General features: G+C 36.9%; 22 protein-coding genes. 10 read left to right on the top strand and 12 right to left on the bottom strand.

All coding sequences use genetic code 11. From position 1 onward, the window contains the following. Positions 1-55: 55 nt before the first annotated feature. The gene (locus tag EGI05_RS11785; protein ID WP_166668333.1) at positions 56-1,456 is read right to left on the bottom strand and encodes an OmpP1/FadL family transporter; all 1,401 of its coding nucleotides are present in this window, start codon (positions 1,454-1,456) and stop codon (positions 56-58) included. A 31-nt stretch (positions 1,457-1,487) separates the two neighbouring features. After that, positions 1,488-2,486, bottom strand: a complete 999-nt coding sequence (locus EGI05_RS11780; protein WP_228428607.1) for a prolyl-tRNA synthetase — start codon at positions 2,484-2,486, stop codon at positions 1,488-1,490. Positions 2,487-2,653: 167 nt separating this feature from the next. Here EGI05_RS11780 and proS point away from each other — a divergent pair, with 167 nt between their 5' ends. The 5 genes from proS to dnaJ all read left to right on the top strand — a co-directional run bounded on the left by proS (position 2,654) and on the right by dnaJ (position 9,108). Beyond that, positions 2,654-4,129, top strand: a complete 1,476-nt coding sequence (gene proS, locus EGI05_RS11775) for a proline--tRNA ligase (protein WP_123263215.1) — start codon at positions 2,654-2,656, stop codon at positions 4,127-4,129. A 321-nt stretch (positions 4,130-4,450) separates the two neighbouring features. Beyond that, a complete protein-coding gene (locus EGI05_RS11770; protein WP_123263214.1) occupies positions 4,451-5,752 on the top strand; it encodes an OmpA family protein in 1,302 nt (433 codons plus the stop codon). 111 nt (positions 5,753-5,863) lie between these two features. Beyond that, positions 5,864-7,198: an Nramp family divalent metal transporter gene (locus EGI05_RS11765; RefSeq protein ID WP_123263213.1), complete on the top strand. Its 1,335-nt coding sequence runs from the start codon at positions 5,864-5,866 to the stop codon at positions 7,196-7,198. Between the two features lie 154 nt (positions 7,199-7,352). Further along, on the top strand, positions 7,353-7,889 hold the full coding sequence (locus tag EGI05_RS11760; RefSeq protein WP_123263212.1) for a nucleotide exchange factor GrpE: 537 nt from the start codon (positions 7,353-7,355) through the stop codon (positions 7,887-7,889). A 97-nt stretch (positions 7,890-7,986) separates the two neighbouring features. After that, positions 7,987-9,108, top strand: coding sequence for a molecular chaperone DnaJ (dnaJ, locus tag EGI05_RS11755; RefSeq protein ID WP_123263211.1), 1,122 nt, complete (start codon positions 7,987-7,989; stop codon positions 9,106-9,108). 103 nt (positions 9,109-9,211) lie between these two features. Here dnaJ and EGI05_RS11750 read toward each other — a convergent pair whose 3' ends face one another. Beyond that, complete coding sequence (locus tag EGI05_RS11750; RefSeq protein ID WP_123263210.1) at positions 9,212-10,093, bottom strand: DUF808 domain-containing protein; 882 nt, start codon at positions 10,091-10,093, stop codon at positions 9,212-9,214. A 152-nt stretch (positions 10,094-10,245) separates the two neighbouring features. Between EGI05_RS11750 and EGI05_RS11745 the strand changes: the two genes are divergently transcribed. Then, positions 10,246-11,109 carry an alpha/beta hydrolase gene (locus EGI05_RS11745; protein WP_123263209.1) on the top strand — a complete coding sequence of 288 codons (864 nt, stop codon included), beginning with the start codon at positions 10,246-10,248 and terminating at the stop codon, positions 11,107-11,109. A gap of 41 nt (positions 11,110-11,150) precedes the next feature. Here EGI05_RS11745 and EGI05_RS11740 read toward each other — a convergent pair whose 3' ends face one another. From EGI05_RS11740 to EGI05_RS11720, 5 genes are all read right to left on the bottom strand, one after another. Then, the gene (locus EGI05_RS11740; protein ID WP_123263208.1) at positions 11,151-11,846 is read right to left on the bottom strand and encodes a DedA family protein; all 696 of its coding nucleotides are present in this window, start codon (positions 11,844-11,846) and stop codon (positions 11,151-11,153) included. Between the two features lie 86 nt (positions 11,847-11,932). Next, on the bottom strand, positions 11,933-13,045 hold the full coding sequence (gene prfB / locus EGI05_RS11735; protein WP_123263207.1) for a peptide chain release factor 2: 1,113 nt from the start codon (positions 13,043-13,045) through the stop codon (positions 11,933-11,935). A gap of 90 nt (positions 13,046-13,135) precedes the next feature. Continuing rightward, positions 13,136-13,438 (bottom strand): hypothetical protein, encoded by a 303-nt coding sequence (locus EGI05_RS11730; protein ID WP_123263206.1) that lies wholly within the window; start codon positions 13,436-13,438, stop codon positions 13,136-13,138. Next, entirely contained in the window at positions 13,431-14,552 is a 1,122-nt protein-coding gene (locus EGI05_RS11725) for an NAD(P)/FAD-dependent oxidoreductase (RefSeq protein WP_123263205.1), read from the bottom strand. The genes EGI05_RS11730 and EGI05_RS11725 overlap by 8 nt, the downstream gene beginning before the upstream one ends. Positions 14,553-14,594: 42 nt before the next feature. Continuing rightward, positions 14,595-15,977 (bottom strand): AAA family ATPase, encoded by a 1,383-nt coding sequence (locus EGI05_RS11720; RefSeq protein WP_123263204.1) that lies wholly within the window; start codon positions 15,975-15,977, stop codon positions 14,595-14,597. Between the two features lie 94 nt (positions 15,978-16,071). Between EGI05_RS11720 and EGI05_RS11715 the strand changes: the two genes are divergently transcribed. The 3 genes from EGI05_RS11715 to EGI05_RS11705 all read left to right on the top strand — a co-directional run bounded on the left by EGI05_RS11715 (position 16,072) and on the right by EGI05_RS11705 (position 18,953). After that, entirely contained in the window at positions 16,072-16,983 is a 912-nt protein-coding gene (locus EGI05_RS11715) for an ABC transporter ATP-binding protein (RefSeq protein WP_123263203.1), read from the top strand. After that, on the top strand, positions 16,976-17,821 hold the full coding sequence (locus EGI05_RS11710; protein WP_123263202.1) for an ABC transporter permease: 846 nt from the start codon (positions 16,976-16,978) through the stop codon (positions 17,819-17,821). The genes EGI05_RS11715 and EGI05_RS11710 overlap by 8 nt, the downstream gene beginning before the upstream one ends. 265 nt (positions 17,822-18,086) lie before the next feature. Beyond that, a complete protein-coding gene (locus tag EGI05_RS11705) occupies positions 18,087-18,953 on the top strand; it encodes a tail fiber domain-containing protein (RefSeq protein WP_123263201.1) in 867 nt (288 codons plus the stop codon). A 41-nt stretch (positions 18,954-18,994) separates the two neighbouring features. On the opposite strand, the gene msrB is transcribed toward EGI05_RS11705, so the two are convergent. The 4 genes from msrB to EGI05_RS11685 form a co-directional block, all read right to left on the bottom strand. Further along, the gene (msrB, locus tag EGI05_RS11700) at positions 18,995-20,086 is read right to left on the bottom strand and encodes a peptide-methionine (R)-S-oxide reductase MsrB (protein WP_123263394.1); all 1,092 of its coding nucleotides are present in this window, start codon (positions 20,084-20,086) and stop codon (positions 18,995-18,997) included. Between the two features lie 20 nt (positions 20,087-20,106). Continuing rightward, on the bottom strand, positions 20,107-20,553 hold the full coding sequence (locus EGI05_RS11695) for a DUF417 family protein (protein ID WP_123263200.1): 447 nt from the start codon (positions 20,551-20,553) through the stop codon (positions 20,107-20,109). Positions 20,554-20,633: 80 nt separating this feature from the next. Further along, on the bottom strand, positions 20,634-20,906 hold the full coding sequence (locus EGI05_RS11690; protein WP_123263199.1) for a hypothetical protein: 273 nt from the start codon (positions 20,904-20,906) through the stop codon (positions 20,634-20,636). A 15-nt stretch (positions 20,907-20,921) separates the two neighbouring features. Then, positions 20,922-21,473, bottom strand: a complete 552-nt coding sequence (locus EGI05_RS11685) for an RNA polymerase sigma factor (RefSeq protein WP_123263198.1) — start codon at positions 21,471-21,473, stop codon at positions 20,922-20,924. Between the two features lie 316 nt (positions 21,474-21,789). Between EGI05_RS11685 and alaS the strand changes: the two genes are divergently transcribed. Next, a complete protein-coding gene (gene alaS, locus EGI05_RS11680; RefSeq protein ID WP_123263393.1) occupies positions 21,790-24,393 on the top strand; it encodes an alanine--tRNA ligase in 2,604 nt (867 codons plus the stop codon). Positions 24,394-24,416 lie beyond the last annotated feature (23 nt).

Genomic DNA, 24,416 nt, shown 5'->3' with positions numbered 1-24,416 from the left:
CCGAATTGTTAAAATTCGGAGCCTCAATTTAATCACTCATTACACAATCCGGAAATTAGAATTTCCAGCCGAATGTAATAAAGAAGTTATTTCTGCTGTTTTTCACATCGGAAACAATGTAAGCATCACTGGTTACAATATCTGTTGGTGAATAATAAGCAGAATCTATATTATCAGACAGAACTCCTCTCATAAAAGGATTGCTGTACTTAGAAGTCACATTCTGATAGGCTGCATCTATATAAAATGATTTGAAATCATACCCTAAACCGAAAGACAATAAATTTCTGTCATTTAAAATCAGATTATTGTAAGATTGATCTCCGGTACTTCCTTCATTCGTAAACCTGTTAATCGTTAAAGCATCTAACGGGTTGGATACATAAGAGTATCCTCCTCTCAATCTTAGCTGCTTGATTCTGTATTCAGCACCTACTCTTACTTCTGATACATTTTTATAATTATCCTTGAAGAAATCATTTAATTCAGTTTCTGCCGGTCCGTACACCTTATATTTTGGCGTCGTTAAGCCAAGGCTGTAATCTGCATTCAAAGAGAAGTTCTTACCTGCAACTACTGCGGCACTCACTGTCGCCTTAAGCGGAGAAGTGAATCTTCTGTTCTCATATCCGAAATCATCTCCTAATTCAGGATCATTATAAAAGTCATAACTTCTGTCAATCTCCCAGAAAGTAGGTGTTTCCAAAGCTGCACCGATTCTGAAATTAGGACTTACCTTACCAATTACCCCAAGAGAAGCAGAAAAACCGGTTGATCTTTCAAAATAAGGCGTGTTTTGCTTATCAAAATAATCTATTGCTCCATTTTGAAGAGATTTGAAAGCCGCTGTATCATACTGATCGATACTTGCATTGAAGAAATTAAATCCTACCCCTAAATACAGGTTATGATTATAATTTGCGCCTACCCCAAAGCTGGTCTTAGAAAGATTACCATATCTGTTGTAAGCATGCCCTGCGTACGAAGAACTTCTGTCTACATCAAAATCATACATCAGGTTACTATTACCTGGTGTTTCCACATAATTTTCAATAGATTGATTGGAAAAATTCACTCCCACATTGATGAACTTCCATGCACTTTCAGTCATCAGCTGAAACGTCATGATCCCACCCACATTTCCAAGATCTACATCATTGATGTTATAATTGATGGACGAACCTGCCAAAGAGGAAGTATTTTTATTATTATTGATAGACAATGTTCCATTAATTTCACCAGAAATGGCCACTCCCAAACCGGCAGGGTTTGTAAGCAGGGAACTTGCGTCTCCTCCTAAAGCTCCGTTAGCTCCGGCCATTGCATTGAATTTGGATGATCCAACCATTGGGGATCCGGAATATACATCAATAGAATTTCTGATCACAGAAACATCCTGAGCCTGCGCAAAAAAAGCAGCAGAAATACTCATTAAGACTAAAGATTTTTTTAACATTATTTTTTTGAATAGTTATTATGTTTTGAAATTATCTTCCACCTCTGAAGCCTCCGCCTCCACCACCGGATCTGAAGCCTCCGCCGGTAGAACCGCCGGATCTGAAGCCGCCTCCACTGCTGGAATTGTTAAAACCTCCCGATCTGAAACCGCTATCATTTCTGAAACCACTGTCGTTTCTAAAACCGCTGTCATTTCTTCTAGGTGGATTATATGTTGGATTCTGTTGTCTTGTTCCCGAATTTCTGAAACCACCACTGTTAGTGGTATTTCCTTGTTGTCTGAAGCCTCCTGTATTGGTATTTCTGAAACCACCGGTATTGTTTCTCAACGTATTGCCGTTACCGTTTCTGAATCCTGAACCAGCTCCATATTTATTCAAGCCTCCTGCATTGTAGCTGTTGAATCCTCTGCCGTCTGCACCGCTTCTTCTGTAAATAGGTCTGTTGTAATATCCGTTACCCCAGTAACCTCCACCATACCATCCTCCATAATAAGGGTATCCATAATAGCCCCAGAAAGGATCATAATATCCGCCCCAATAAGGTGAATATCCAAAGCCCCAGTTCCATGGGTTATACCCCCAAGAGCCGCCCCAACCCCAAGAGAAGCCTATATTCCAGCCCCAACCTCGGTTCCAGCCCCAATATGGGCTATATCCGTACCAACCCCAAGGATATCCCCATCCCCAGGAATTGTCATAGTAATTCGTTACGCTTCCTGCAAAATTACCCCAGTCGGAGTCCGTTGCATTCATATTCCATTCATTGCCGCTCCATGCATTGTACCTATTATCCTGTTCTCTGGAATTGATCTCTGCATTTTGGATAACATTGGAGTCCTGATAATAATCATAATATTCACCTACTCTGTTCCCTCTGTCATCATTAATGATTACCCCTTCAGGAAGGGTATCTTTGTTGGGATCGTAATATACCCCATCTGTCTCACTGTAACCGCCCATTTGCGCTCCACAGGACACCAGCAGCAATCCACCTGATATAGCTAAAATTCCTTTGGACTTTAGCATACCAAGCAAATTTTTATGTATATTTCTTTTCATGATAATGTAAAAATTTTTAATTTAAATTATATTTGCAATCTGTACCAAAAATGTACCAAATATTGGTCATAAAAATCTATCAAAAATAGATTTTTATTTTTAGATAACAATAATATATAAAAGTTAAAATCGTAATGGCAAAATTAACCTCAAGAAGCGAAGATTACAGCAAGTGGTATAACGAGTTAGTAGTGAAAGCAGATCTGGCTGAAAACTCAGGGGTACGTGGATGTATGGTTATTAAACCGTATGGATACGCCATCTGGGAAAAAATGCGTGATGAAATGGACAAAAAATTTAAAGAAACTGGTCACGTTAATGCTTATTTCCCGCTTTTTGTACCCAAAAGCTTGTTTGAGGCCGAAGAGAAAAATGCAGAGGGTTTTGCTAAAGAATGTGCGGTTGTTACCCATTACAGACTAAAAACTGATCCAAACAACCCTCAAAAATTAATTGTAGATCCGGATGCTAAGCTTGAAGAAGAACTTATCGTTCGTCCCACTTCAGAAGCGATCATCTGGAGTACTTATAAAAACTGGATACAATCTTATAGAGATCTACCTATCCTGATCAACCAATGGGCTAATGTGGTGCGTTGGGAAATGAGAACCCGTTTGTTTTTAAGAACGGCAGAATTCCTATGGCAAGAAGGACACACTGCACATGCTACAAAGGATGAAGCTATTGAAGAAACGGAAAAAATGATCGATGTATATGCTGATTTCGCAGAAAAATTCATGGCAATTCCTGTTATCAAAGGATTAAAGACGCCTTCTGAAAGATTTGCAGGGGCTGATGAAACTTACTGTATTGAAGCATTAATGCAGGACGGGAAAGCGCTTCAGGCAGGTACATCTCACTTCTTAGGCCAGAATTTCGCAAAGGCTTTTGATGTGAAATTCACTAACAAAGAAGGTAAGATTGAACATGCATGGGCAACTTCATGGGGAACTTCTACCCGTCTGATGGGAGCTCTTATTATGACCCACTCTGATGATTTCGGATTGGTGTTACCTCCTACTCTGGCTCCGATTCAGGTAGTTATAGTTCCTATCTTCAAAGGTGAAGAACAATTAAACCAGATCAGTGAGGTTGCATTGGATATTCAAACTAAACTAAGAGCCAAAGGAATCTCTGTTAAATTCGATAATGACACTCAAAATAAACCAGGTTGGAAATTTGCAGAGTATGAATTAAAAGGAGTTCCGGTAAGAATTGCTATCGGACCAAAAGATCTGGAAAATAAATCGGTAGAGATCGCGAGGAGAGATAATCTTACCAAAGAAGTCCGTTCTATTGACGGATTAGATTCCTATATCGAAGAATTATTGAATACTATTCAGAAAGATGTCTATAATAAAGCTTATAATTTTAGAAAAGATAATATCACCAGAGTGGATACTTATGAAGAGTTTAAAAAAGTCTTAGATGAAAAAGGAGGTTTCATTTATGCTCATTGGGATGGCACTGCCGAAGAAGAAGAACAGATTAAAAATGAGACTAAAGCTACCATCAGATGCATCCCTTTAGATGATGATATAGAAGAAGGAATTTCTCTTATCTCAGGAAAAGCATCTAAAAGAAGAGTATTATTCGCAAAAGCGTATTAAAAAGACAAAAAACATAAAAATCCGGATATTGCTGGCAATATCCGGATTTTCTTTATATGGAATCACAATTATATTCCATATTATTTCATATAACCTCACAGTTTAGAGAAAAACAATTCCCATTCGTGATTGTTGATTAAAACATTTTCCAATTTCCGGCAAACTGCCTCACAGTCGAGCATTATTTATAAAATCACACAATATTTTTTATCAATTCTTCAAAAAAAATTCAGATAACACGTCAAATATTTCAAAAAAAATATTATTTGGACTATTTTTTGTTTAAATTTATGTCAACATTAATTTTAAAATAAATTTATTATGTCTTTAAATGTAATTGATTTAATTAAAGGACAATTAGGTCCCGCTTTAGTTTCTCAGGCAGCATCACAGCTTGGAGAAAGTGAGTCTGGTATTTCAAAAGCAATTGGAGGATTATTACCTGCAGTTGTAGGAGGTTTAGCCAACAATTCTGATAATCCTGCGGTTTTGGATGCCATTACCAATGCTTCATCAAGTGGCATATTGGGAAATTTATTAGGTGGATCTGAGAATAATAATTCCTGGATAAGTAGCTTATTATCATTAATCTTTGGTGATAAGGTAAATGGACTAGTGAATACTATTGCAACTTATGCAGGCATCAGCAACAATTCATCCAGCTCTTTGTTGAATATGGTGACAGGTGCTACGTTAGGCTCTATCGGAAAATATGCTTCTGATAACAATTTAGGACAATCTGGTATTTCCAATCTATTAGGCGAACAGAAAGGTATCATTTCTACATTATTGCCTGCCGGACTTTCTTTAGCTTCACTTAATCTTGGTGATTGGGCAAAAGGATATAAGTTCGATAATGATGATGACAAGGTAAAAGTGACTTCTCATGAAGAACCTAAAATAGAAGTAACAAGAAGTACAACTCCTACCGGAACTTATCCTGACAGAAATGACGGAGGTGGCGGTTCTATCTGGAAATGGTTATTACCATTACTGTTACTGTTAGCAGCAGGATATTTCTTATGGAAACAATGTAATAAGAAAGAAACAACTACAACCACCACAACTTCTGATTCTGCAGCAGTATCTTCTGATACAGCAGCGGTATCCACTACAGATACGGCAGCAGCTACAGCTACGACAACAAAAGTTGATGAAAGCATCGACCTTAATGGTGTAGCATTAAAAGGATACAAAGGCGGAATGGAAGACAGAATGATTTCTTTCTTAAAGTCTGACGGTTATAAAAATGCTAAAGATGATGCTGCATTGAAAGATGTATGGTACGATTTTGACCATGTGAATTTCAAAATGGGTAGCTCTACTGAATTGGAAGCAGGTTCTCAAGGACAGCTGGATAATTTAGTAGCTATTCTTAAAGCATTCCCTGATGCAAAAATTAAAATCGGGGGATATACTGACAAAACAGGTAATGAAGCATCCAATGTAAAATTATCTCAAGCCAGAGCTGACTTTATTAAAGCTGCTTTAACTAAAGCAGGAGTTGGAGCTCAGGTTCTAGGAGCAGAAGGATATGGAAGCAAATTTGCTACCGTAGATGCAAAAGCTTCTGATGCTGAAAGAGCAGTTGACAGAAAAATGGCTGTAAGATTTGCAAAATAATCTTTTACAAACCATATAAACCAATCCCGGAGAAATATTTTCCGGGATTTTCTTTTATAATTTTTGCATTTTCATTTATTTAATTAAATTTGTTAGTCATTTCTAACATTTATGAATTTTAATATAAAACAAGGCTGGAGAAAAGATAAGACTTCGCACTCATTATCAGAAGTATATTCAACGATAAAAGTTCCTAAAAAGGCTACTTTTTGGAGGAAATATCTCGCTTTTGCCGGACCGGGTCTTATGGTAGCCGTTGGATACATGGATCCCGGAAACTGGGCAACAGATATTGCCGGAGGTGCACAATTTGGGTACACCCTGCTTTCTGTGATCCTTATCTCTAATATTTTCGCTATGGTATTGCAGCACTTATCCGTAAAACTGGGTGTAGTAGCAGAAAGAGATTTGGCCCAAGCTTGTAGAGATCATTTTAATCCTACAACCAATTTTATCTTATGGGTATTTTGTGAGATTGCCATTGCTGCCTGTGACTTAGCAGAAGTCATCGGTTCTGCCATTGCATTGAATTTATTATTTCATATACCGCTCACTTGGGGAATCGTGATTACAACCATTGATGTACTTATTATCCTTCTGCTCCAGGCAAAAGGCTTCAGATGGATTGAAAGTATTGTAGGCGGGCTTATTTTCATCATACTGGCCTGCTTCGTATACGAAATCGTTATATCAAAACCGGCATTTAATGAAATTCTTGGAGGATTGGTTCCTCGGAAAGAAATTATTCAAAATCCCGCCATGCTTTATATAGCCATCGGAATTTTAGGAGCTACCGTAATGCCCCATAACTTATATCTTCACAGTAGCATTGTTCAGACCCGGGATTATACCCGTGACAGGGAAGGGAAAAAAGAAGCTATCAAATTTGCAACATTGGATAGTACGGTTTCTTTATTATTAGCTTTCTTTATTAATGCAGCCATCTTAATTCTTGCTGCTGCCACTTTCCATACCACTGGCAATAAGCATGTGGCAGATATCCATGATGCTTATAAAATGTTAACGCCTATTCTGGGCGCTTCCATGGCAAGTATTGCTTTTGCTATTGCTTTATTAGCTTCCGGGCAAAATTCTACCCTTACCGGAACTCTTGCCGGGCAAATTGTAATGGAAGGTTTTTTAAATATCCGCTTAAAACCTTGGCTGCGAAGATTAATCACAAGACTTATAGCTGTAATTCCGGCATTGATTGTCACCATTATTTACGGTGAAAAAGGTACGACCGATCTTTTAGTTTTAAGCCAGGTTATCCTGTCCATGCAACTCAGCTTTGCCGTGGTTCCGCTAGTGATGTTCACCAATGACAAGGCTAAAATGGGAGAATTTGCCAATAAACCATTCTTGAAAGTTTGTGTATGGCTCATTTCTTTGGTGATCATCATTCTGAATCTCTATCTGCTATTCCAGACTTTCTTCGGAGAATAATATAATAAGTGAATGGTCAATCGAGAATTTTAGATTGGTTATTCACAATTGACTATTGACTTTTCCACTATTTAACCAAATTTTCTGACTTAATGTCCTGATTTTTTCTTTGGCAGAATCTTTGACAAACAATTCTGTAAAATAGTTATTGAATATGGAAAATCAGGATATCAACGAAGAAAACATCAATAAGCAAGAAGAGAATACTACTCCTAATGAAAACAATTCTGGAGAAAATGTGACAGTTGAGCCGACAGCAGAGGAACTTTTGGCACAAGAAAAAGATCGTTATGTTCGTCTTTATGCTGAATTTGAAAATTATAAAAAGAGAACATCGAAGGAGAAAATGGAATTCTTCCAGTACGCTAATCAGGATATGATGATTTCTATGCTGGGAGTTCTGGATGATTTCGAAAGAGCTTTAAAAGAAATTGCCAAAAACGGAAATTCAGCGGATTTACAAGGAGTGGAACTTATCTACCAGAAGTTCAAAGGAAAACTTAATGAAAAGGGATTAAAAGCAATGGAAGTAAAACCTGGAGACAGCTTTAATGTAGATTTCCATGAAGCGATTACTCAGATCCCTGCTCCTACGGAAGATCTGAAAGGTAAAATCGTAGATGTTATTGAAACAGGTTACACTTTAAATGACAAGGTGATTCGTTTTGCCAAAGTAGTAACAGGAAACTAATATTAATAAATGATAAATGATGAGTGATAATTGATGAGATCTCACTTATACCATTCTGAATGTCTGTTATCATTTATCAATAATCAATTATAAAATCATGTCAAAAAGAGATTATTACGAGGTTCTTGAAGTAAGTAAATCTGCATCAGCTGATGAAATAAAGAAAGCCTACCGAAAAATGGCCATCAAATATCACCCCGATAAAAATCCGGGAGATAAAACAGCCGAAGAAAAATTCAAAGAAGCGGCTGAAGCCTATGAAATCCTGAGTGATGACCAGAAACGTGCAAGATACGACCAGTTCGGACATGCCGGTGTAGGTGGAAACGGAGGATTCGGTGGTGGATTTGGCGGCGGAATGAATATGGAAGATATTTTCAGCCAGTTTGGAGATATTTTCGGAGGGCATTTCGGTGGCGGATTCGGTGGATTTGGTGGCGGAGGACATCAGCAGGTGAAGGGTTCCAATCTTAGAATCAGAATCAAGCTGAACCTTGAAGAGATGGTAAATGGTACCCAGAAAACCATCAAAGTAAAGAAAATGAAGATGGCGGAAGGTGCTACTTCAAAAACATGTCCTACCTGTAACGGCTCCGGTGTCCAGATCAAAGTAATGAATACAATGTTCGGACAAATGCAGACCCAAACAACTTGTGGAACCTGTCAGGGAATCGGAAAAGTAGCCGATAAAATTCCTGCAGGTGCTAATGCACAAGGTTTGATCAAAGATGAAGAGGAAGTGACCATCAACATTCCAGCCGGAGCAAGAGATGGTATTCAGCTTAATGTAAGAGGAAAAGGAAACGATGCTCCTTTCGGAGGTGTTCCGGGAGATTTATTGGTGATCATTGAAGAAGAGGTAGACAAAGTTATTAAAAGAGAAGGTGACAATCTTCACCAGGAATTATATATTTCGTTTGCAGAAGCCGCTTTAGGAACTAAAAGAGAGGTTCCTACAGTGGGTGGAAAAGTGAAGATTACGGTAGATCCTGGTACCCAGTCCGGTAAGATCTTAAGATTGGCAGGAAAAGGTCTTCCAAGCATTGACAGCTATGGAAAAGGTGATATGTTCATCCACATCAATGTATGGACCCCACAAAAGCTTACAAAGGAACAAAAGGATTTTTTCGAAAAGCAGATGTCAAGTGGTGAAATGGTGGCTGAACCCTCCGGAAAAGAGAAAACTTTTTTTGATAAAGTAAAAGATTTATTCAACTAAGAATATAATTAAAAAAGCGGCTTATTAATAATCCGCTTTTTTTCTTGAAATTCGGCGCGGGAGCTTTGCTCCCGCGCCGAATTATTATAGTTATACTTTATATTTATTTACGAATAACCGCTGAATAGATCTTTTTACCTATGGTAAATAACGCTACAGCAATTAATCCTCCAATGATTCCGAATGTAAATTCTTTGATCATATCAGGCCATGTCGGAAGGAAATGGTGAAGATATGCGATATTATGAGCAAAAATTCCTCCGGAAACCAGAATTAAAGCAAGCGTTCCTACAATTCCCAAAATCTTAATGATGATTGGCAATGCATTCACTAATAAATGCCCTAATTTGGAGAAGAATCCTTTGTCGTTACTTTTTCGGATCAGTTTGAAACCTGCATCATCCATTCTTACGATCAGTGCAACAATGCCATATACTCCTACAGTTGCCAGGAATGAGACAAAAGTTACGGTAAGAATCTGTGTTAATAATGGATGGTTTTCCTGGATAACAGTCCCTAAAGCGATGATTACAATTTCTATGGAAAGGATAAAATCTGTTGCAATAGCTGATTTTATCTTGGTCTTTTCAGAATCCGGCTCATCCTCATCAATTTGGCTTTCTTCTATAACTTCATGTCCTTTCTTGGAACGGTGGAATAAAAATTCAATGATCTTTTCCACTCCTTCAAAAGCAAGATAAAGCCCTCCAAGCACCAAAATAATTTCAATTGCCGGCTTATACAGCCAATTGAGCAGAAAGGCAATAGGAAGAATGATAAGCTTGTTGATGAATGAACCTTTTGTGATTGCCCATAAAACCGGTAATTCACGGGAAGAAAGGAAGCCTGTGGCTTTTTCTGCATTCACAGCTAAATCATCACCTAAAATCCCCGCCGTTTTCTGAGTTGCTATTTTACTCGTAACCGCCACATCATCCATTAAAGCGGCAATATCATCCAAAATCGCAAAAAAACCAGATGCCATAGTATTTTAATATTTTTTTAATAAATGTTAAGTACGGCAAAAATAAGGTTTTAATCCGATTTCCGGATATGAAAAAGGTATGTAATTGTACAATGGTAAAAAATCATCTTCGGGTAATGGCTGAAGCAGTTATTTTTGTTTAAATTTAATGTATGAAAAGGTTCGTTCTCAGGTATCACTTTTTTGTTTTAGGATGTATCGGGTTTATATTAAACTCCTGTAATTCCAGATTCAGGGTTTGGGTGGGAACTAATAATGAACAGAAGATTTACAATTTAAAATACGGAGAACATAAGAGACAGAAAATGGATGTTTTCTTACCTTCCGATTACCCGGAAAATTCTCCCGTAGTTCTTATTGTTCATGGCGGAGCATGGAAGTACGGAAGAAAAGAACACATGATCCATATTCAGAAAATGTTGTTTAAAAACAATATTCCGAGTATTAATATGAATTACCGCCTGGTTTCCAAAAAAATCACCTACAAACAGCAATTGGAGGACATTGGAGCCGTTATTGAAAAATTCAATTCATTGGCTCAAAAAGCGGAATTACAGCCTAATAATTATATTCTCCTTGGTGAAAGTGCGGGTGGGCATTTGGCATTGCTTTATGGATATCAACACGCTGATCAGATCAAAAAAATCATTTCTCTGAGTGCACCTACGGATTTCTTTTCTAAAGAATATCTTGATTCATTCTATTCAAAATACACTTCCCCTACCATTCAAAAAGTTGTGGGAACAAAATTCAACCGTAAAAACTTATCCGAAGAGTTTCAGAAAGCGAGCCCTATTGCCAATATCAGCTATATTCCTACTCTATTATTTCAGGGAAATAAGGATTTCTTGGTGAATCAAAGACAGGGACTTTCCTTAGATTCTGCGTTGGCTCAGCAGAATGTTCCGCATAAACTGGTTTTCATGGAAGGGGCAGGTCATGCTCCAAGGTTTTTCAGCAAAAGAAGAAGAGACAGCATTATTTATCCGAATATTCTGGACTGGATAAAAAAATAACCTGCTTGAAAGCAGGTTGTTATTTATTTTGTATGATGGTATTATTCAAAATCCTGATCTTCATATTTAGAGAAGTCCTGTTTTTTCCCGAAAAGGAATTTGATGATCACAGGAAGCGTTGTTATCAATACAATTACAATAATGATATATTCCAGCTTGGATTTTAATTCAATTCCGAACTCATCTCTGAATACTTTATCTAAATAATGTCCTGCATAGATTAAAGAGAACGACCATAGAACTGCACCAATAATATTATCTCGAAGGAATTCTTTCTTATCCATTTTTACAATTCCGGCTACAATAGGGGTAAAAGTTCTCACTACGGGTAAAAATCTTGCCATAATAACGGCTAAAGCACCATGTTTTTCAAAAAAATCATGAGCCTGATAAAGATATTTCTTTTTAAATAATGTTGTATCTTGTCTTTTGTATAAAGCAGGTCCCGCTTTTAGTCCGAAATAATATCCCACTTCATTTCCAATAATTGCTGCCAGAGAAACACATGCGGCCAAAATGGTAGTATCCAGAAAATCACTTCCGGTAGAACCAAAAGTTTCTTTGACAATTTCTACTGCATAAATTCCAGAAACAAATAATAAGGAGTCTCCTGGTAAAAAAAATCCTACAAAAAGACCTGTCTCTGCGAAAATAATAAATAAAATAAGCCAGAACCCACCCATTTTGATATAAAACTCAGGGTTCAGTAAATCCTTCCAACTATTGAAATCTTCCATAAATATTGATGAGTAACAAAAATAAGCCTAAAAAACCTGAAACAAAAATTAATTATAAGTTTTTAACAAATTCAGGTCATGATATTCTATAGGTCGAGATCGTCATCTGAAACTGCCGTTCCGTCTGCCATTAAAAATGCTTTCAGGAATGGAGTGATATTTCCGTTCATAACGGAATCCACATCCGAGGTTTCATGGCCTGAACGAACATCTTTTACCAGTTTGTACGGGTGCATCACATAGTTTCTGATCTGGCTTCCCCACTCGATTTTCATCTTATTGGCTTCGATCTCGTTTCTGGCTTTCATACGTTCTTCAAGCTCCATTTCATATAATCTTGAACGAAGCAACTGCATGGCCTTTTCTTTATTCTGAAGCTGGGAACGGGATTCTGAGTTTTCAATGATAATACCTGTAGGAGCGTGGCGAAGACGTACAGCAGTTTCTACCTTGTTGACATTCTGTCCTCCTGCTCCGGAACTTCGCATGGTTTCAAAGGAAATATCAGCAGGATTAATATTGATCTCGATCGTATCATCTACCAAAGGATATACATATACGGAAACGAAACTCGTATGACGTTTTGCATTACTGTCGAAAGGTGAAATCCTTACCAATCGGTGAACTCCGTTCTCTCCTTTTAAATATCCGAAGGCATATTCTCCGTCAATTTCCAACGTTACTGTTTTTACTCCGGCAACATCGCCTTCCTGGAAGTTAAGTTCTCTGATCTTATACCCTTGCTTTTCCGCCCACATGGTATACATTCTCATCAGCATGGATGCCCAGTCACAGCTTTCCGTTCCTCCTGCTCCGGCGGTAATCTGCAATACGGCAGAAAGCTCATCACCTTCGTTGGAAAGCATATTTTTAAATTCTAAATCTTCAATTTTCTCTACTAACTGCGGAAAGGTTTCATCCAATTCTTTTTCAGAATCCGGATCTTCTTTGGCAAATTCCGCTAACACCTGAAGGTCTTCAAACTGACTGTTGATCTCTTCATAGTCTTCCACCCATCTTTTCTTGGAACGAAGCTGTTTCAGAAATGTTTCGGCTTCTTTCGGATTGTCCCAAAATTCTGGTGCCGCTGTTTTCTCATCGTCATTGGAGATTTCGATCTTCTTTTTCTCGATCTGAAGGTATTTATATAAATCTTCAATCCTGGACTGAACTTCTTTTATCTGGTCGTTGTTAATCACGAATGTTACTTTTTTGCAAAAATAATGATATTTAATTTATGTCTCGCAGATTTAGCGGATAAAGCAGTTTTTTGCAAATTATTGTGTACTCTAAAAATTATTATTTTTAAGAATAAAAATCACTGCTATTAATATTAGATGAATACCAAGAAGAAAAGGCCAAGCTTTTTTTAAACCGAATTTATCCATCACAAAACCATAAACAGGAAATTGCAATATTCCAAGGACTATAAATAGTGTTGTAATCTCATTCTCGAGAACAGTACCTAACAAACCTAAAGGAAAAAATATAAGAAAGGGCAAATAAGTTCCATGACCGCCGCCTGCAAGAAATATCGTTATAATAGCAAGTGGAATTGCTAATAAAGAAAATAATATTGTGTATTTATACATGTGTATTTGAAAGTACTTCTGTAACAATCTCTCCTATTTTTGGTGCTAAAGCCACTCCCATTCCTGAAAGTCGGACCGCGCAGAACTGTCTTTCTGAAAGTTGTTTTATAATAGGAGTTTTTTCTGATCCCATGGCCATAATTCCGGACCAGCGATGAGCAATTTTAAAATCCTGACCAGGAAGAATGACTTCTCTCAGGAAGTTTTCCAAATGACTCTGTAAAAATGCTGTGGTTTCAAAAGCGGTGGTCTCTTCTGTTGTAAAATCCTGATTTCTCCCACCCCCTAATAAAACACGGTTTTCCAGATTTCTGAAATAATAAAATCCTTCGTCATAATGAAATGTTCCCCGCAGTTTTAAATTTTCAATAGGTTCCGTTAAAAGAATCTGTCCACGAGCAGGAATGATTTCTTCCTTTTCCAAAAAGTTAGAGCTGAAAGCATTGGTGCAATAAATAAGCTGATTAGCATCAACAGAAAGCGTATCTGAGAGTTGAACTTCAATTGTATCCGGAGTTTCAAGAATATTTTTGACTTCAGTTCCGAAAAGAAATTCCACCTTCAATTCCTGGCATTTTTCCAAAAGCTTTTGCAATAGTTTTCCTGAATGTAAGCATCCTTCCAAAGGGTTTTCGATTAAAAACTCGGATTTTCTTAATCCAAACCGCTGTATTTTGTCCTGTGCAAGAGAATATGTTGTATCAAGTCCCGTTATGGCTGAAAGTTTTTGATTGACTTCATCCATTTTCTGCAAAGGCTCATCGTTATTTAGAATTTCGTAGCCTCCGGTCAATTCGAAATCAATTTCTTCATTCTTGAAATAGCTTTGAATTTTTTTCAATCCTTCCAACCTCATCTTTACCAATTGCTTTGTTTTTTCCCAGCCCATTTTTTGTGAATCGGCGATCACCTCAGTAAGGCTTCCAAAGCATGCAAAACCGGCATTTCTTGAAGAAGCACCTAGTGGAATTGCATTTCTTTCTATAATTAATACAGATTTTTCAGGATATTTTTCCTTGATGGAAACGGCAGTCCAAAGTCCGGTAAAACCGGCTCCTACAATGATGATATCACGTTTCCTGTAGAAAGTTTCGAGTTCCCAGATACTGTTCATAAATGATGAGTAATGAGTAATTTAAGGAGTAGCAATTAAAAACTATTTAGAACTGTCTTTCTGGGGTTCATTTTCATTATTCTCATCTTCACCGTTATGCTGGAAACCGATAGCTCTCCGAGGCATTTCAACCACTTTATAAGCATCAAGCTCATTTTTTAAAGCAATTACCCTGTTTTTGAAATCGTCATAATTATTAATGATCACATCATTCAGGAACCTTGCAATCTGGTCAAGATATTCTTCAGTAAGTTTTGCAGCTGCATCTCTTAAAGCTCCATTCAACAGGGACTGGTCGATCTTCAGCTTTTCATTCCTCGTTCTTGAATAAAGATTTTTGATCCGTTTTTTCAGACTTTGGGTAAAGTCTATAACCATGGTATTGCTGAAAGCCTTCATCTGTGAAGAAACACCGTGCCAGAAAGGAATCTTATCCGCTTTATTATTTTTAAGAATTGTGTATAGTAAGGAGTCTTCCTGAAGCTCTTTGGTCATCGCATACAGGATAATTTCAGAGCGTTCCGAAGCATTAGGTGGAAAAACAGGAATCATTACATCGAATCTCCCCGGAGCCAGAATTTCTTCATCTATTTCCGCAATGGAATTGGCAGAACCTACCATCAATAAATCTTCCTGTTCGAATTTACCAATATAATGCAGGATAATTTCCTGGGTTTCCAGGTTACAGGATGCCACATTGGTCTCCGCGTTTCTTGCCATCATAATTTCATCAAAATCTTCCAGGAAAAGAAGTACTTTGTCTTCCTGCATCATGCTGACCAAAAAATCGTTGAAATTAGTTCTGTTTCCATCTATAAATGAAGTTCCCAGGTAATGTTTTTTCACTTCCTTAAACTGGTACCCTATAATTTCTGCAATTTTATTCGCCCAGAAGATTTTGCCGCTTCCCGGTGGTCCATACAATATAATTCCCGCCGGTTTATGAATTCCCCAATCTGTAATCTGTTTTGGATTTAAAAAAGGTTCCAACACGCCAGAAATGTAGAAAAACAAATCTCTGTAGCCGATAAAATCTCTATGCTGCAGGCTTGTTTTATGCCCAAAATAATCATATACGAACTTATAATTCCCTCCCAGCTTATTATCAATTCCATAGCTTGAAATGGAGGAACGGAAAAATCCATTGTCAAAAATATTGGTATGATCTTCTTTGATGGCTTTTTCTATCTTTTCTTTAGGTTGATTGATGGTTTCTGCAATCTGTTCCAGTGTTTTATTTTTATCGAGGTCTTTTTCGTATAACTTTAAAAAATCCACATTTTCACGGGCAAACTTTTCAAAGTCTTCTGTCACCTCAAAATTGGTACTGATGCAGCCTCCCAACTCAAGATCAAAATCCTGGATAAATCTTTTAATAGCTTCCGCTGAAATTTTTAATTCCTTGGCAAGTTCAATTAACTTCATAATTACCTATTGTTCTATCAAATTTAAATATTTTAATCTGAATGTTGTAACATTTTATGATTTACATGGACTACTACTATGTAAAACAAATTACATGGAAAAAATTTTATCAGTAAAAAATCTGACTAAAAAATTCAAAAGAGTTGCCGTAAACAATATATCTTTTGATGTAGAGAAAGGGAATGTTTATGGTCTTCTCGGACCTAACGGAAGTGGTAAATCCACTACATTCGGGATGCTGCTTTCCACCATTAATCCTACCGCAGGAGATTGGTACTGGTTTGGGCAGAAAGGAACAAATTCAGACACTCTGAAAAAAATAGGAGCCATTATTGAACAGCCCAATTTTTATCCTTATTTAAGTGCTGAAACCAACTTGAAAATCGTGGCAGAAATTAAGGACACTCCTTATGAGAGAATCGACGAAGTTTTAAAAACTGTTGGACTTTTTGAAAGAAAAAAAGATGCTTTCAAAACCTACTCTTTAGGAATGAAACAACGTTTGGCCATCGCTTCTGCAATGCTTAACAATCCGGAGGTTCTCATTTTGGATGAGCCTACGAATGGACTGGATCCGGAAGGAATCATTCAGATTAGGGAAATCATCGGCAATATTGCCAAGCAGGGAATTACTATCATTATTGCAAGCCACCTGTTGGATGAAATTGAAAAAATTTGCAGCCATGTGATCGTGTTGAAAGAAGGAAATTCAATCTACTGCGGAAGAGTGGATGAAATGACTAATAATAAAGGATTTTTTGAATTGAAGGCGGATAACAACACACAGCTTTTGAGTGTACTGGAGGAACTTCAATGGTTTACTTCTGTTCATTTGGAAGGTGATATTATTAAGGCCCAGATCCGTGAAGATGCTTCTATCTCTGCATCTGGATTAAATCAGAAGCTTGCTGAAAAAGGGATTTTTCTTTCGCATCTAACGAAGAAAAAGCTGTCTCTTGAAACCCAATTCCTTGAACTTGTAAAAAACACGAATAACCATGCTTAAATTATTAAAACTCGAATATTATAAAAACCTGAATTACCGACCATTCAAGGTTTTCACGATTCTTTATTTTGCTATTCTCATTGCTTTGCTTTTCATTGGATTGGTAGATCTTAAAATTTTTGGAAATCCAATCAATTTAAAGGAACAGGGTATTTATAATTTCCCTGAAATCTGGAATTTTACAACATGGATCGTGGCTTTGCTAAAGATTTTCCTAGGGCTTATTATTGTATTTTCCATTTCACAGGAATTTAGCAACAGGATGTTTAAACAGAATACGATTGATGGATTGAGCAGAAAGGAATTTATTAGCTCTAAGTTACTAACGATTACTATATTCACAATAATTTCTACCTTAATTGTCTTTGTAATCACCATGTTCTTAGGATATAAATATTCCAAGGTAACAGATTCTGCAAAAGTTTTTGAAGAAATGTTCTTCATAGGAAATTACTTCCTGAAGTTATTTACATTCTTCTGTTTCCTGATGTTCCTTTCGGTATTACTGAGAAAATCTGTTTTCGTTTTCCTTGCATTTTTTGTTTTCTGGATCACGGAAAGCATCTTAATCGGAGTAGAATCGTTCACAAGATTACAGGGCTTAACCCAACAGCAGAGAATCGATGTTGCCCAAAATTCTTTCTTCTTTACAAAACTTTTACCTTTGGAAAGTATGTCTAATTTGATCCCGAATCCTCTGATCCGGTTAAATCTGGCAAAAATGATGGGCTTAAAATATGAATTCACCTATCCTACGGAAAGCTTAATTGCATGTATCGTTTGGAGTGTGATCTTTATTTTTGGCTCTTACTGGATTTTGAAAAAGAGGGACTGGTAATTCTCAAATTAAAATATTTAACAATTAAAGTGGTTCAGAAATGGATCACTTTTTTAGTATTCATAAAAAATATTCACTTCATTGCTGGGTCATTTTTTTAGTAAATACTATAGGATAATAGATTATTAACATTTCATTCCCTAAAATAATGAAATATTCATTAAAATAACTTTAAGTAAATTTATTTTTTTCATAAATAAACCAAAATATCATTAAAATTTTAATCACTTACTTTGTCTCCCCTTAAAAAAACAAAACAAAGAAAATGAAAAAAATGATCACTTTTATGGTAAGCTGTGCCTTATTTTCAACGTTTGATGCACAAGTTGGAATAAGAACTTCTAATCCATCCGCCGCCTTAGATATTGTTGGTTTAGGCAATACATCCAGTACAAAATCGTTAGAAATCAATAATTCTTCAGGCACAGAACTTCTTACAGTGTTAAATGATGGTAATGTAGGGATCAATAATAATGCTCCTACCGTAAAGCTAAGTATTATTGAACCCGGTGCAAAGGATGCTTTGGTAATACAGTCCCCGGATTTTGGCTTTTTTAAAGGATTTGTGATCCAGGACACAGGAGGCAATAATACCTCTCGTTTTGTGATCACTCCCGGTTATATTGCCAACAACAATACTGCTGCTTTAACAGGAGTTCCTGCAACGAACGCCAACGGACGAAACAGTGTGACCTTTGATGTAGAAGGTTCAACAGCTGATATTTATACTTTTCAGGAAGGAATCATAAGACCCGGATATAATAATACCACAGATTTAGGAGATCCGGATCATCGCTTCGGAAGGCTTTACCTTACCAACTCTCCTAATGTAAGTTCTGACATCCGCCTGAAAGAAAATATTAAAAACCTAAGCTACGGATTGAAAGAGATCATGGAAATGGCTCCTATTTCATATACTTTAAAAGATGACACCAATAAAGCGGTTAAGCTGGGCTTCAGTGCACAGGAAATGAAAAAGATCATTCCTGAAATTGTGGAAACTTCCGAAAATAAAATGCTTGGAATTTCTTACACGGAAATCATTCCGGTACTGGTGAATGCCTTAAAAGAACAGCAAAATAAAATTGATGCCCTGGAAAAGAAGATCAACAACTTAATGCAAAAACATTAAATATTCTAAAATTAAAAAGGTCGCTTAAAGCGACCTTTTCTTTATTTTTTATCCAACAACGGGAGATATTCTCCATATCCTTTCTTCTCCATTTCCTCTTTCGGAATAAACTTCAGGGAAGCACTGTTGATACAATAGCGTAACCCTCCTTTATCTTCAGGACCGTCTGTAAATACATGTCCTAAATGGGCATCCCCTGTTTTACTTCTTACCTCTACCCTTGTCATTCCATGAGACTTATCCATTTTTTCACTGATCAGATTTTTGGTAATCGGTTTTGAAAAGCTTGGCCATCCGCAACCGGATTCAAATTTATCTGTTGAAATAAATAATGGCTCACCAGTTGTAATGTCAACATAAATTCCATCACGAAACTCTTTGTCATATTCATTAGTGTAAGGTCTTTCTGTAGCATTATTCTGGGTTACATCATATTGAGTCGGAGTCAGTTTTTCCTTCAGTACTTCCTTACTTTGTTTTTGATATTTTGTTTTCGGAAGCGGATTGGCGTTTCTCGCCATTTCAAAAAGTCCCGGTTCAATATGGCAGTATCCGCCCGGATTTTTATCCAAATAATCCTGGTGATAATCTTCCGCCTTATAGAAGTTCTTTAAAGGAATGGTTTCTACCACTACCGGCTTGCTGTAATTTTTAGCCAATTTCTGAACTTCTCCTTTTACGATGGCTTCATCAGCTTTATCTGTATAATAAATTCCTGTTCTGTACTGGTCTCCTCTATCATTTCCCTGCTTATTGATACTTGTAGGATCAATGGTTTTGAAATACAGATCAATTAATAATTTTAAATCAACCTGCTCAGGATCATATTTTACCTTCACTGTTTCCGCAAAGCCCGTAGTGTGGCTTACCACTTCTTCGTAAGTGGGATTTTCGGTATTTCCGTTGGCATAACCTACTTCGGTTCCTACAACACCGCGAATTTGTTGAAAAAAGTGCTCTGTTCCCCAAAAACACCCGCCTGCAAAATAAATTTCTCTTACATTTTTACTGTCCATAATGGTCTCATTTTCTTTTTTAGTTTCCGTTGATTTTGATTTCGCCGAATCTTTACAGCTTGTGGCAAAAACTGCTATACCCAGAACAATTCCGAGCAATATGAATATACTTTTCATTGTATTCTTTTTATTCATTATTATTTCTTTTGAAGTATCATCAATCCAAATCCTAAAAGCATCAGATCTTTCAGGATAAAAAAGTCTGTCACCGGAACTCCGTCCACTATTTTCCATACACCCGGTGTTGTTAACAAATAACTTAGTGTCATAAGAAACGTAATAATCATTCCGATTCCCGCATATCTTCTTAGAAATGCAAATTTCACACTAAATATCAATAGTAAGGCAATGATAATTTCTATAACTCCGATAGTATTTGACACTGCCTGAACACTCATAACATCATATACGAAAGATGTCAAAAAATGGTTTTCCACCAATGGTTTTATTGCTGCTGCCTCTGTAGGGGTGAATTTAAAAACACCGATCCACAATAAAATAAGGGCCGCTCCGAATAACGAAATGTAATAACCGATTTGAGAGGTCGGGCTTCGTTGACTGATTTCTGTAGTAGTTCCGTTCATAGATTTAAGATTTTGAATGAATACTTTATTATTTTCAAAAGTATAGTCGGAACCATTTCAAAATCCTGACAAAATTTTTATTAAGAATCTAATTTTTCAAACATTTTATCTTTAAAACCCTGAATATCAGATTCATTAATTTTATTATCTTCCGCTTGTGAAAGCTTTCTTCTCAAAATATCATCTAAGATTTCCAGCTTTTGTTTGTATGCTCTGCACCATTTACAAATCTTCAGATGCAGAGAAAGCTTCCAGTTCTCTTTGGGAGAAATGGTTTCTGCATTACGTTTTTCCATCAGTAAGGTAGCCTCACTGCATGGTAAAAAAACAAGATGTATCAATTTGCTCAACATTCTTATATTCTTTCTTTATGATTTCGCAAACCAGTTAAAATCCAGGCATTCTCTCAGCTGCATTCTTCCTCTTTGCAGAATCTTCCAAAGATTAGTCGTGGAAATATTCAATTCCTGACTTACTTCCGGTGCTTTTTTTTCCTGAAGATAATACATTTTCAGTGGAATCTTCCACCTGGAGGGCAAATCTTCGATACACTCCTCCAATGTTGTGTTAAAATCTTTATCATTTAAAAGTTCTGATTCTTTAGCAGATACATCCCAGTCATTCAGCACATCATTATTCTTCCAGGAGCCTGTTTCATCAAAAAAATGATCAAGACTGATGTTCGGTTCAGATTTATATTTTTTTCGATAAAAATCTGCCACTTTTCTGTTGAGAATGGTCATCAGCCAAGTCAAAGGCTGGCTTTTCCCCTCGAAAGAATCATAAGCTGAAAAAGCGGACAGAAAAACTTCCTGAACGATATCCTGTGCTTCTTCCTTATCCGAAAGCAGATAAACCGCTCTTTTCAAAAGTGGCCCGGAATACTGGTCTACCCAGCTTTTCAGTACTTCGTTTTTCATTTATGCACTAATATATTTACAACATTATCATCGGTATGATCTGCTCAATCATCGAGAATCAAAAATATTAAAAGGAATTGAATAATGAAGGATTAAATATCAATTTTGTCATTTCATAGAACTGTTGAGATTCTTCATTCCACTTCGTTCTGTTCAGAATGACAAACAACTCTTTTTGAAACCAAAACATGAGTTCCACATAGGTCCTGTAAAAAATTATGCCTTCAATATTTTAAAGTATATCCGAATCGACTAAAAACCTTAAATTTGCATCTTATCAAAAAATTATAAAAAGCAAAGCAATATATATATCATGATGACATCACAAGAGATCCGTCAAAAATTTTTAGATTATTTTAAAAGCAAAGACCACCTTATCGTTCCTTCAGCACCTATTGTATTGAAAGACGACCCTACTTTAATGTTTTCCAATTCCGGAATGACGCAGTTCAAGGATTTTTTCTTAGGATATAAGGAACCTACCGCTCCCAGAATTGCTGATACTCAAAAATGTCTGAGGGTTTCAGGAAAGCATAATGACTTGGATGATGTGGGTAGAGATACGTATCACCATACCATGTTTGAAATGTTAGGAAACTGGTCTTTCGGTGATTATTTTAAAAAAGATGCTATTGCTTTTGCCTGGGAACTTTTAACGGGAGTGTATGGAATTCCTAAAGAGAACCTGTATGTAACGATTTTTGAAGGAGATGCTACTGAGAACCTGGAAAGAGATCAGGATGCTTATGATTTCTGGAAGTCTCATATTTCCGAAGATAGAATTATCAACGGAAACAAAAAAGACAACTTCTGGGAAATGGGAGAAAGCGGACCGTGTGGACCTTGTTCTGAGATCCATGTGGATTTAAGAAGCGAGGAAGAGAAAGCAAAAGTTTCCGGATTAGAATTGGTCAACAATGATCATCCGCAAGTAGTGGAAGTTTGGAATCTCGTTTTCATGGAATTCAACAGAAAAGCTGACGGAAGCCTAGAAAAACTGCCCAAACAGCATGTAGATACCGGAATGGGCTTTGAACGTCTTTGTATGGCATTACAGGGAAAATCTTCCAACTATGACACAGATGTTTTCACTCCGTTGATCTCTAAAGTGGAAGAGCTTTCCGGTAAAAAATATACCGGAGTTTTAGAAGATGAAAAAGATATTGCGATCCGTGTGGTGGTAGACCATATCAGAGCAGTTTCTTTTGCTATTGCAGACGGACAATTACCTTCTAACGGAGGTGCAGGATATGTAATCAGAAGGATTTTGAGAAGAGCGATTTCTTACTCTTATAGATTCTTAGGCATGAAAGAACCTTTCCTTTTCAAGTTGGTTTCCGTTCTTAAAGACCAGATGGGTACATTCTTCCCGGAACTGGAAAAACAAGGACAATTGGTTTCTGAGGTAATCAAAAGTGAAGAAGAATCTTTCCTAAAAACCATTGAAAACGGGTTGATCAGGGTTGAAAAATTAATTCAGCAGACTATTGCAGACAATCTGAAAGTATTGCCAAGCGAAGAGGTTTTTGAATTATATGACACCTATGGTTTTCCTGATGATTTAACGAGAATTATCGCAGAGGAAAAAGGGCTAACCATTGATGAAAAAGGTTTCGAAGCTGAAATGGAAAAGCAAAAGCAGCGTTCCAAAAAAGATTCTGCTTCTAAAGTGTATGATTGGGTCATTTTAGAAGAAAAGCCTGAAACTTTTGTTGGTTATGACCAGATCGAAGCTGAAACGTATATTACAAGATACAGAAAAGTAGAAAATAAAGACGGGGAATTTTATCAGGTGGTATTAAGCAACTCTCCTTTCTATCCGGAAGGAGGTGGACAAATCGGAGATAAAGGTGTTCTTGAAAATGCAACCGAAAGTTTTGAGGTGTTAGATACCAAAAAGGAAAACGGACTGATCATTTCTTTGATCAATGGGCTTCCAAAAGATGCAGGAGCTGTTTTCTATGCTAAAGTGAATGCTACTGACAGAAAAAACACTCAGGCCAACCACTCTGCAACCCACCTTTTACATGAGGCATTAAGAGAAGTTTTAGGAACTCACGTAGAGCAAAAAGGTTCTTACGTAGGTCCTGATTACCTTCGTTTCGACTTCTCTCATTTCAGCAAAATGACGGAAGAGGAATTGGCTTTGGTAGAAGAAAAAGTAAATAAAAAGATCAAAGAAAGTATTGCTTTGCAGGAATTCAGAAATATTCCTATCCAGGAAGCTCTGGATAAGGGGGCAATGGCTTTATTCGGTGAAAAATATGGAGACAATGTAAGAATGATCCAATTTGGAAGCTCAAAAGAGCTTTGTGGAGGTACTCACGTGAAAAACACCAGCGAGATCGGCCATTTCAAAATCTCATCCGAAAGCTCAACAGCTGCGGGAATCCGAAGAATTGAAGCCATTTCCGGAGATAAGTCTGATGAGTATTTCAACAATCTGGAAAAACAGATCACTGAACTTTCTCAATTGCTGAAATCGAAAGATGTAGTGAAATCTATTGAAAAATTACTCGAAGAAAACTCCTCTTTAAAATCCGAAGTTGATGCCTTGAAAAAAGAAAAGGCAAAAGGAGAAATCAATGATTGGAAAAACGCTTACGAACAAAAAGGTGATAAACAATTGCTGGTAAAGAAAACTTCTTTGGATGCAGGTTCGGTAAAAGACATTGTTTTCCAGCTGAAAAAGGAAATCCCTTCTTCTGTTACCATAGTTCTTTCTGATGCAGATGGAAAACCAATGATCACCGTAGGTGTTTCTGACGATTTAGCTGCTAATTACCAGGCTGGAGCTATTGTAAAAGATTTAGCAAAAGAAATCCAAGGCGGAGGCGGTGGGAATCCGGGATTCGCAACAGCAGGCGGAAAAAACCTTGCTGGACTGGAAAATGCTTATCAAAAAGCATTGCAGCTATAAATACAGGATATAAATAATAGTAA

Origin of the sequence: Chryseobacterium daecheongense, assembly GCF_003729955.1 — a bacterium.
Taxonomy (GTDB): Bacteria; Bacteroidota; Bacteroidia; order Flavobacteriales; family Weeksellaceae; genus Chryseobacterium; species Chryseobacterium daecheongense.
Note: the sequence above shows the minus strand (reverse complement) of the source record. Positions and strands in the feature narration are given on the sequence as shown.

What these genes read in the sequence shown, in the direction of transcription:
- EGI05_RS11785 (WP_166668333.1), bottom strand. Translation starts at nt 1,456, where the DNA reads ATGTTAAAAAAATCTTTAGTCTTAATGAGTATTTCTGCTGCTTTTTTT.
- EGI05_RS11780 (WP_228428607.1), bottom strand. Translation starts at nt 2,486, where the DNA reads ATGCTAAAGTCCAAAGGAATTTTAGCTATATCAGGTGGATTGCTGCTG.
- proS (WP_123263215.1), top strand. Translation starts at nt 2,654, where the DNA reads ATGGCAAAATTAACCTCAAGAAGCGAAGATTACAGCAAGTGGTATAAC.
- EGI05_RS11770 (WP_123263214.1), top strand. Translation starts at nt 4,451, where the DNA reads ATGTCTTTAAATGTAATTGATTTAATTAAAGGACAATTAGGTCCCGCT.
- EGI05_RS11765 (WP_123263213.1), top strand. Translation starts at nt 5,864, where the DNA reads ATGAATTTTAATATAAAACAAGGCTGGAGAAAAGATAAGACTTCGCAC.
- EGI05_RS11760 (WP_123263212.1), top strand. Translation starts at nt 7,353, where the DNA reads ATGGAAAATCAGGATATCAACGAAGAAAACATCAATAAGCAAGAAGAG.
- dnaJ (WP_123263211.1), top strand. Translation starts at nt 7,987, where the DNA reads ATGTCAAAAAGAGATTATTACGAGGTTCTTGAAGTAAGTAAATCTGCA.
- EGI05_RS11750 (WP_123263210.1), bottom strand. Translation starts at nt 10,093, where the DNA reads ATGGCATCTGGTTTTTTTGCGATTTTGGATGATATTGCCGCTTTAATG.
- EGI05_RS11745 (WP_123263209.1), top strand. Translation starts at nt 10,246, where the DNA reads ATGAAAAGGTTCGTTCTCAGGTATCACTTTTTTGTTTTAGGATGTATC.
- EGI05_RS11740 (WP_123263208.1), bottom strand. Translation starts at nt 11,846, where the DNA reads ATGGAAGATTTCAATAGTTGGAAGGATTTACTGAACCCTGAGTTTTAT.
- EGI05_RS11730 (WP_123263206.1), bottom strand. Translation starts at nt 13,438, where the DNA reads ATGTATAAATACACAATATTATTTTCTTTATTAGCAATTCCACTTGCT.
- EGI05_RS11725 (WP_123263205.1), bottom strand. Translation starts at nt 14,552, where the DNA reads ATGAACAGTATCTGGGAACTCGAAACTTTCTACAGGAAACGTGATATC.
- EGI05_RS11720 (WP_123263204.1), bottom strand. Translation starts at nt 15,977, where the DNA reads ATGAAGTTAATTGAACTTGCCAAGGAATTAAAAATTTCAGCGGAAGCT.
- EGI05_RS11715 (WP_123263203.1), top strand. Translation starts at nt 16,072, where the DNA reads ATGGAAAAAATTTTATCAGTAAAAAATCTGACTAAAAAATTCAAAAGA.
- EGI05_RS11710 (WP_123263202.1), top strand. Translation starts at nt 16,976, where the DNA reads ATGCTTAAATTATTAAAACTCGAATATTATAAAAACCTGAATTACCGA.
- EGI05_RS11705 (WP_123263201.1), top strand. Translation starts at nt 18,087, where the DNA reads ATGAAAAAAATGATCACTTTTATGGTAAGCTGTGCCTTATTTTCAACG.
- msrB (WP_123263394.1), bottom strand. Translation starts at nt 20,086, where the DNA reads ATGAAAAGTATATTCATATTGCTCGGAATTGTTCTGGGTATAGCAGTT.
- EGI05_RS11695 (WP_123263200.1), bottom strand. Translation starts at nt 20,553, where the DNA reads ATGAACGGAACTACTACAGAAATCAGTCAACGAAGCCCGACCTCTCAA.
- EGI05_RS11690 (WP_123263199.1), bottom strand. Translation starts at nt 20,906, where the DNA reads ATGTTGAGCAAATTGATACATCTTGTTTTTTTACCATGCAGTGAGGCT.
- EGI05_RS11685 (WP_123263198.1), bottom strand. Translation starts at nt 21,473, where the DNA reads ATGAAAAACGAAGTACTGAAAAGCTGGGTAGACCAGTATTCCGGGCCA.
- alaS (WP_123263393.1), top strand. Translation starts at nt 21,790, where the DNA reads ATGACATCACAAGAGATCCGTCAAAAATTTTTAGATTATTTTAAAAGC.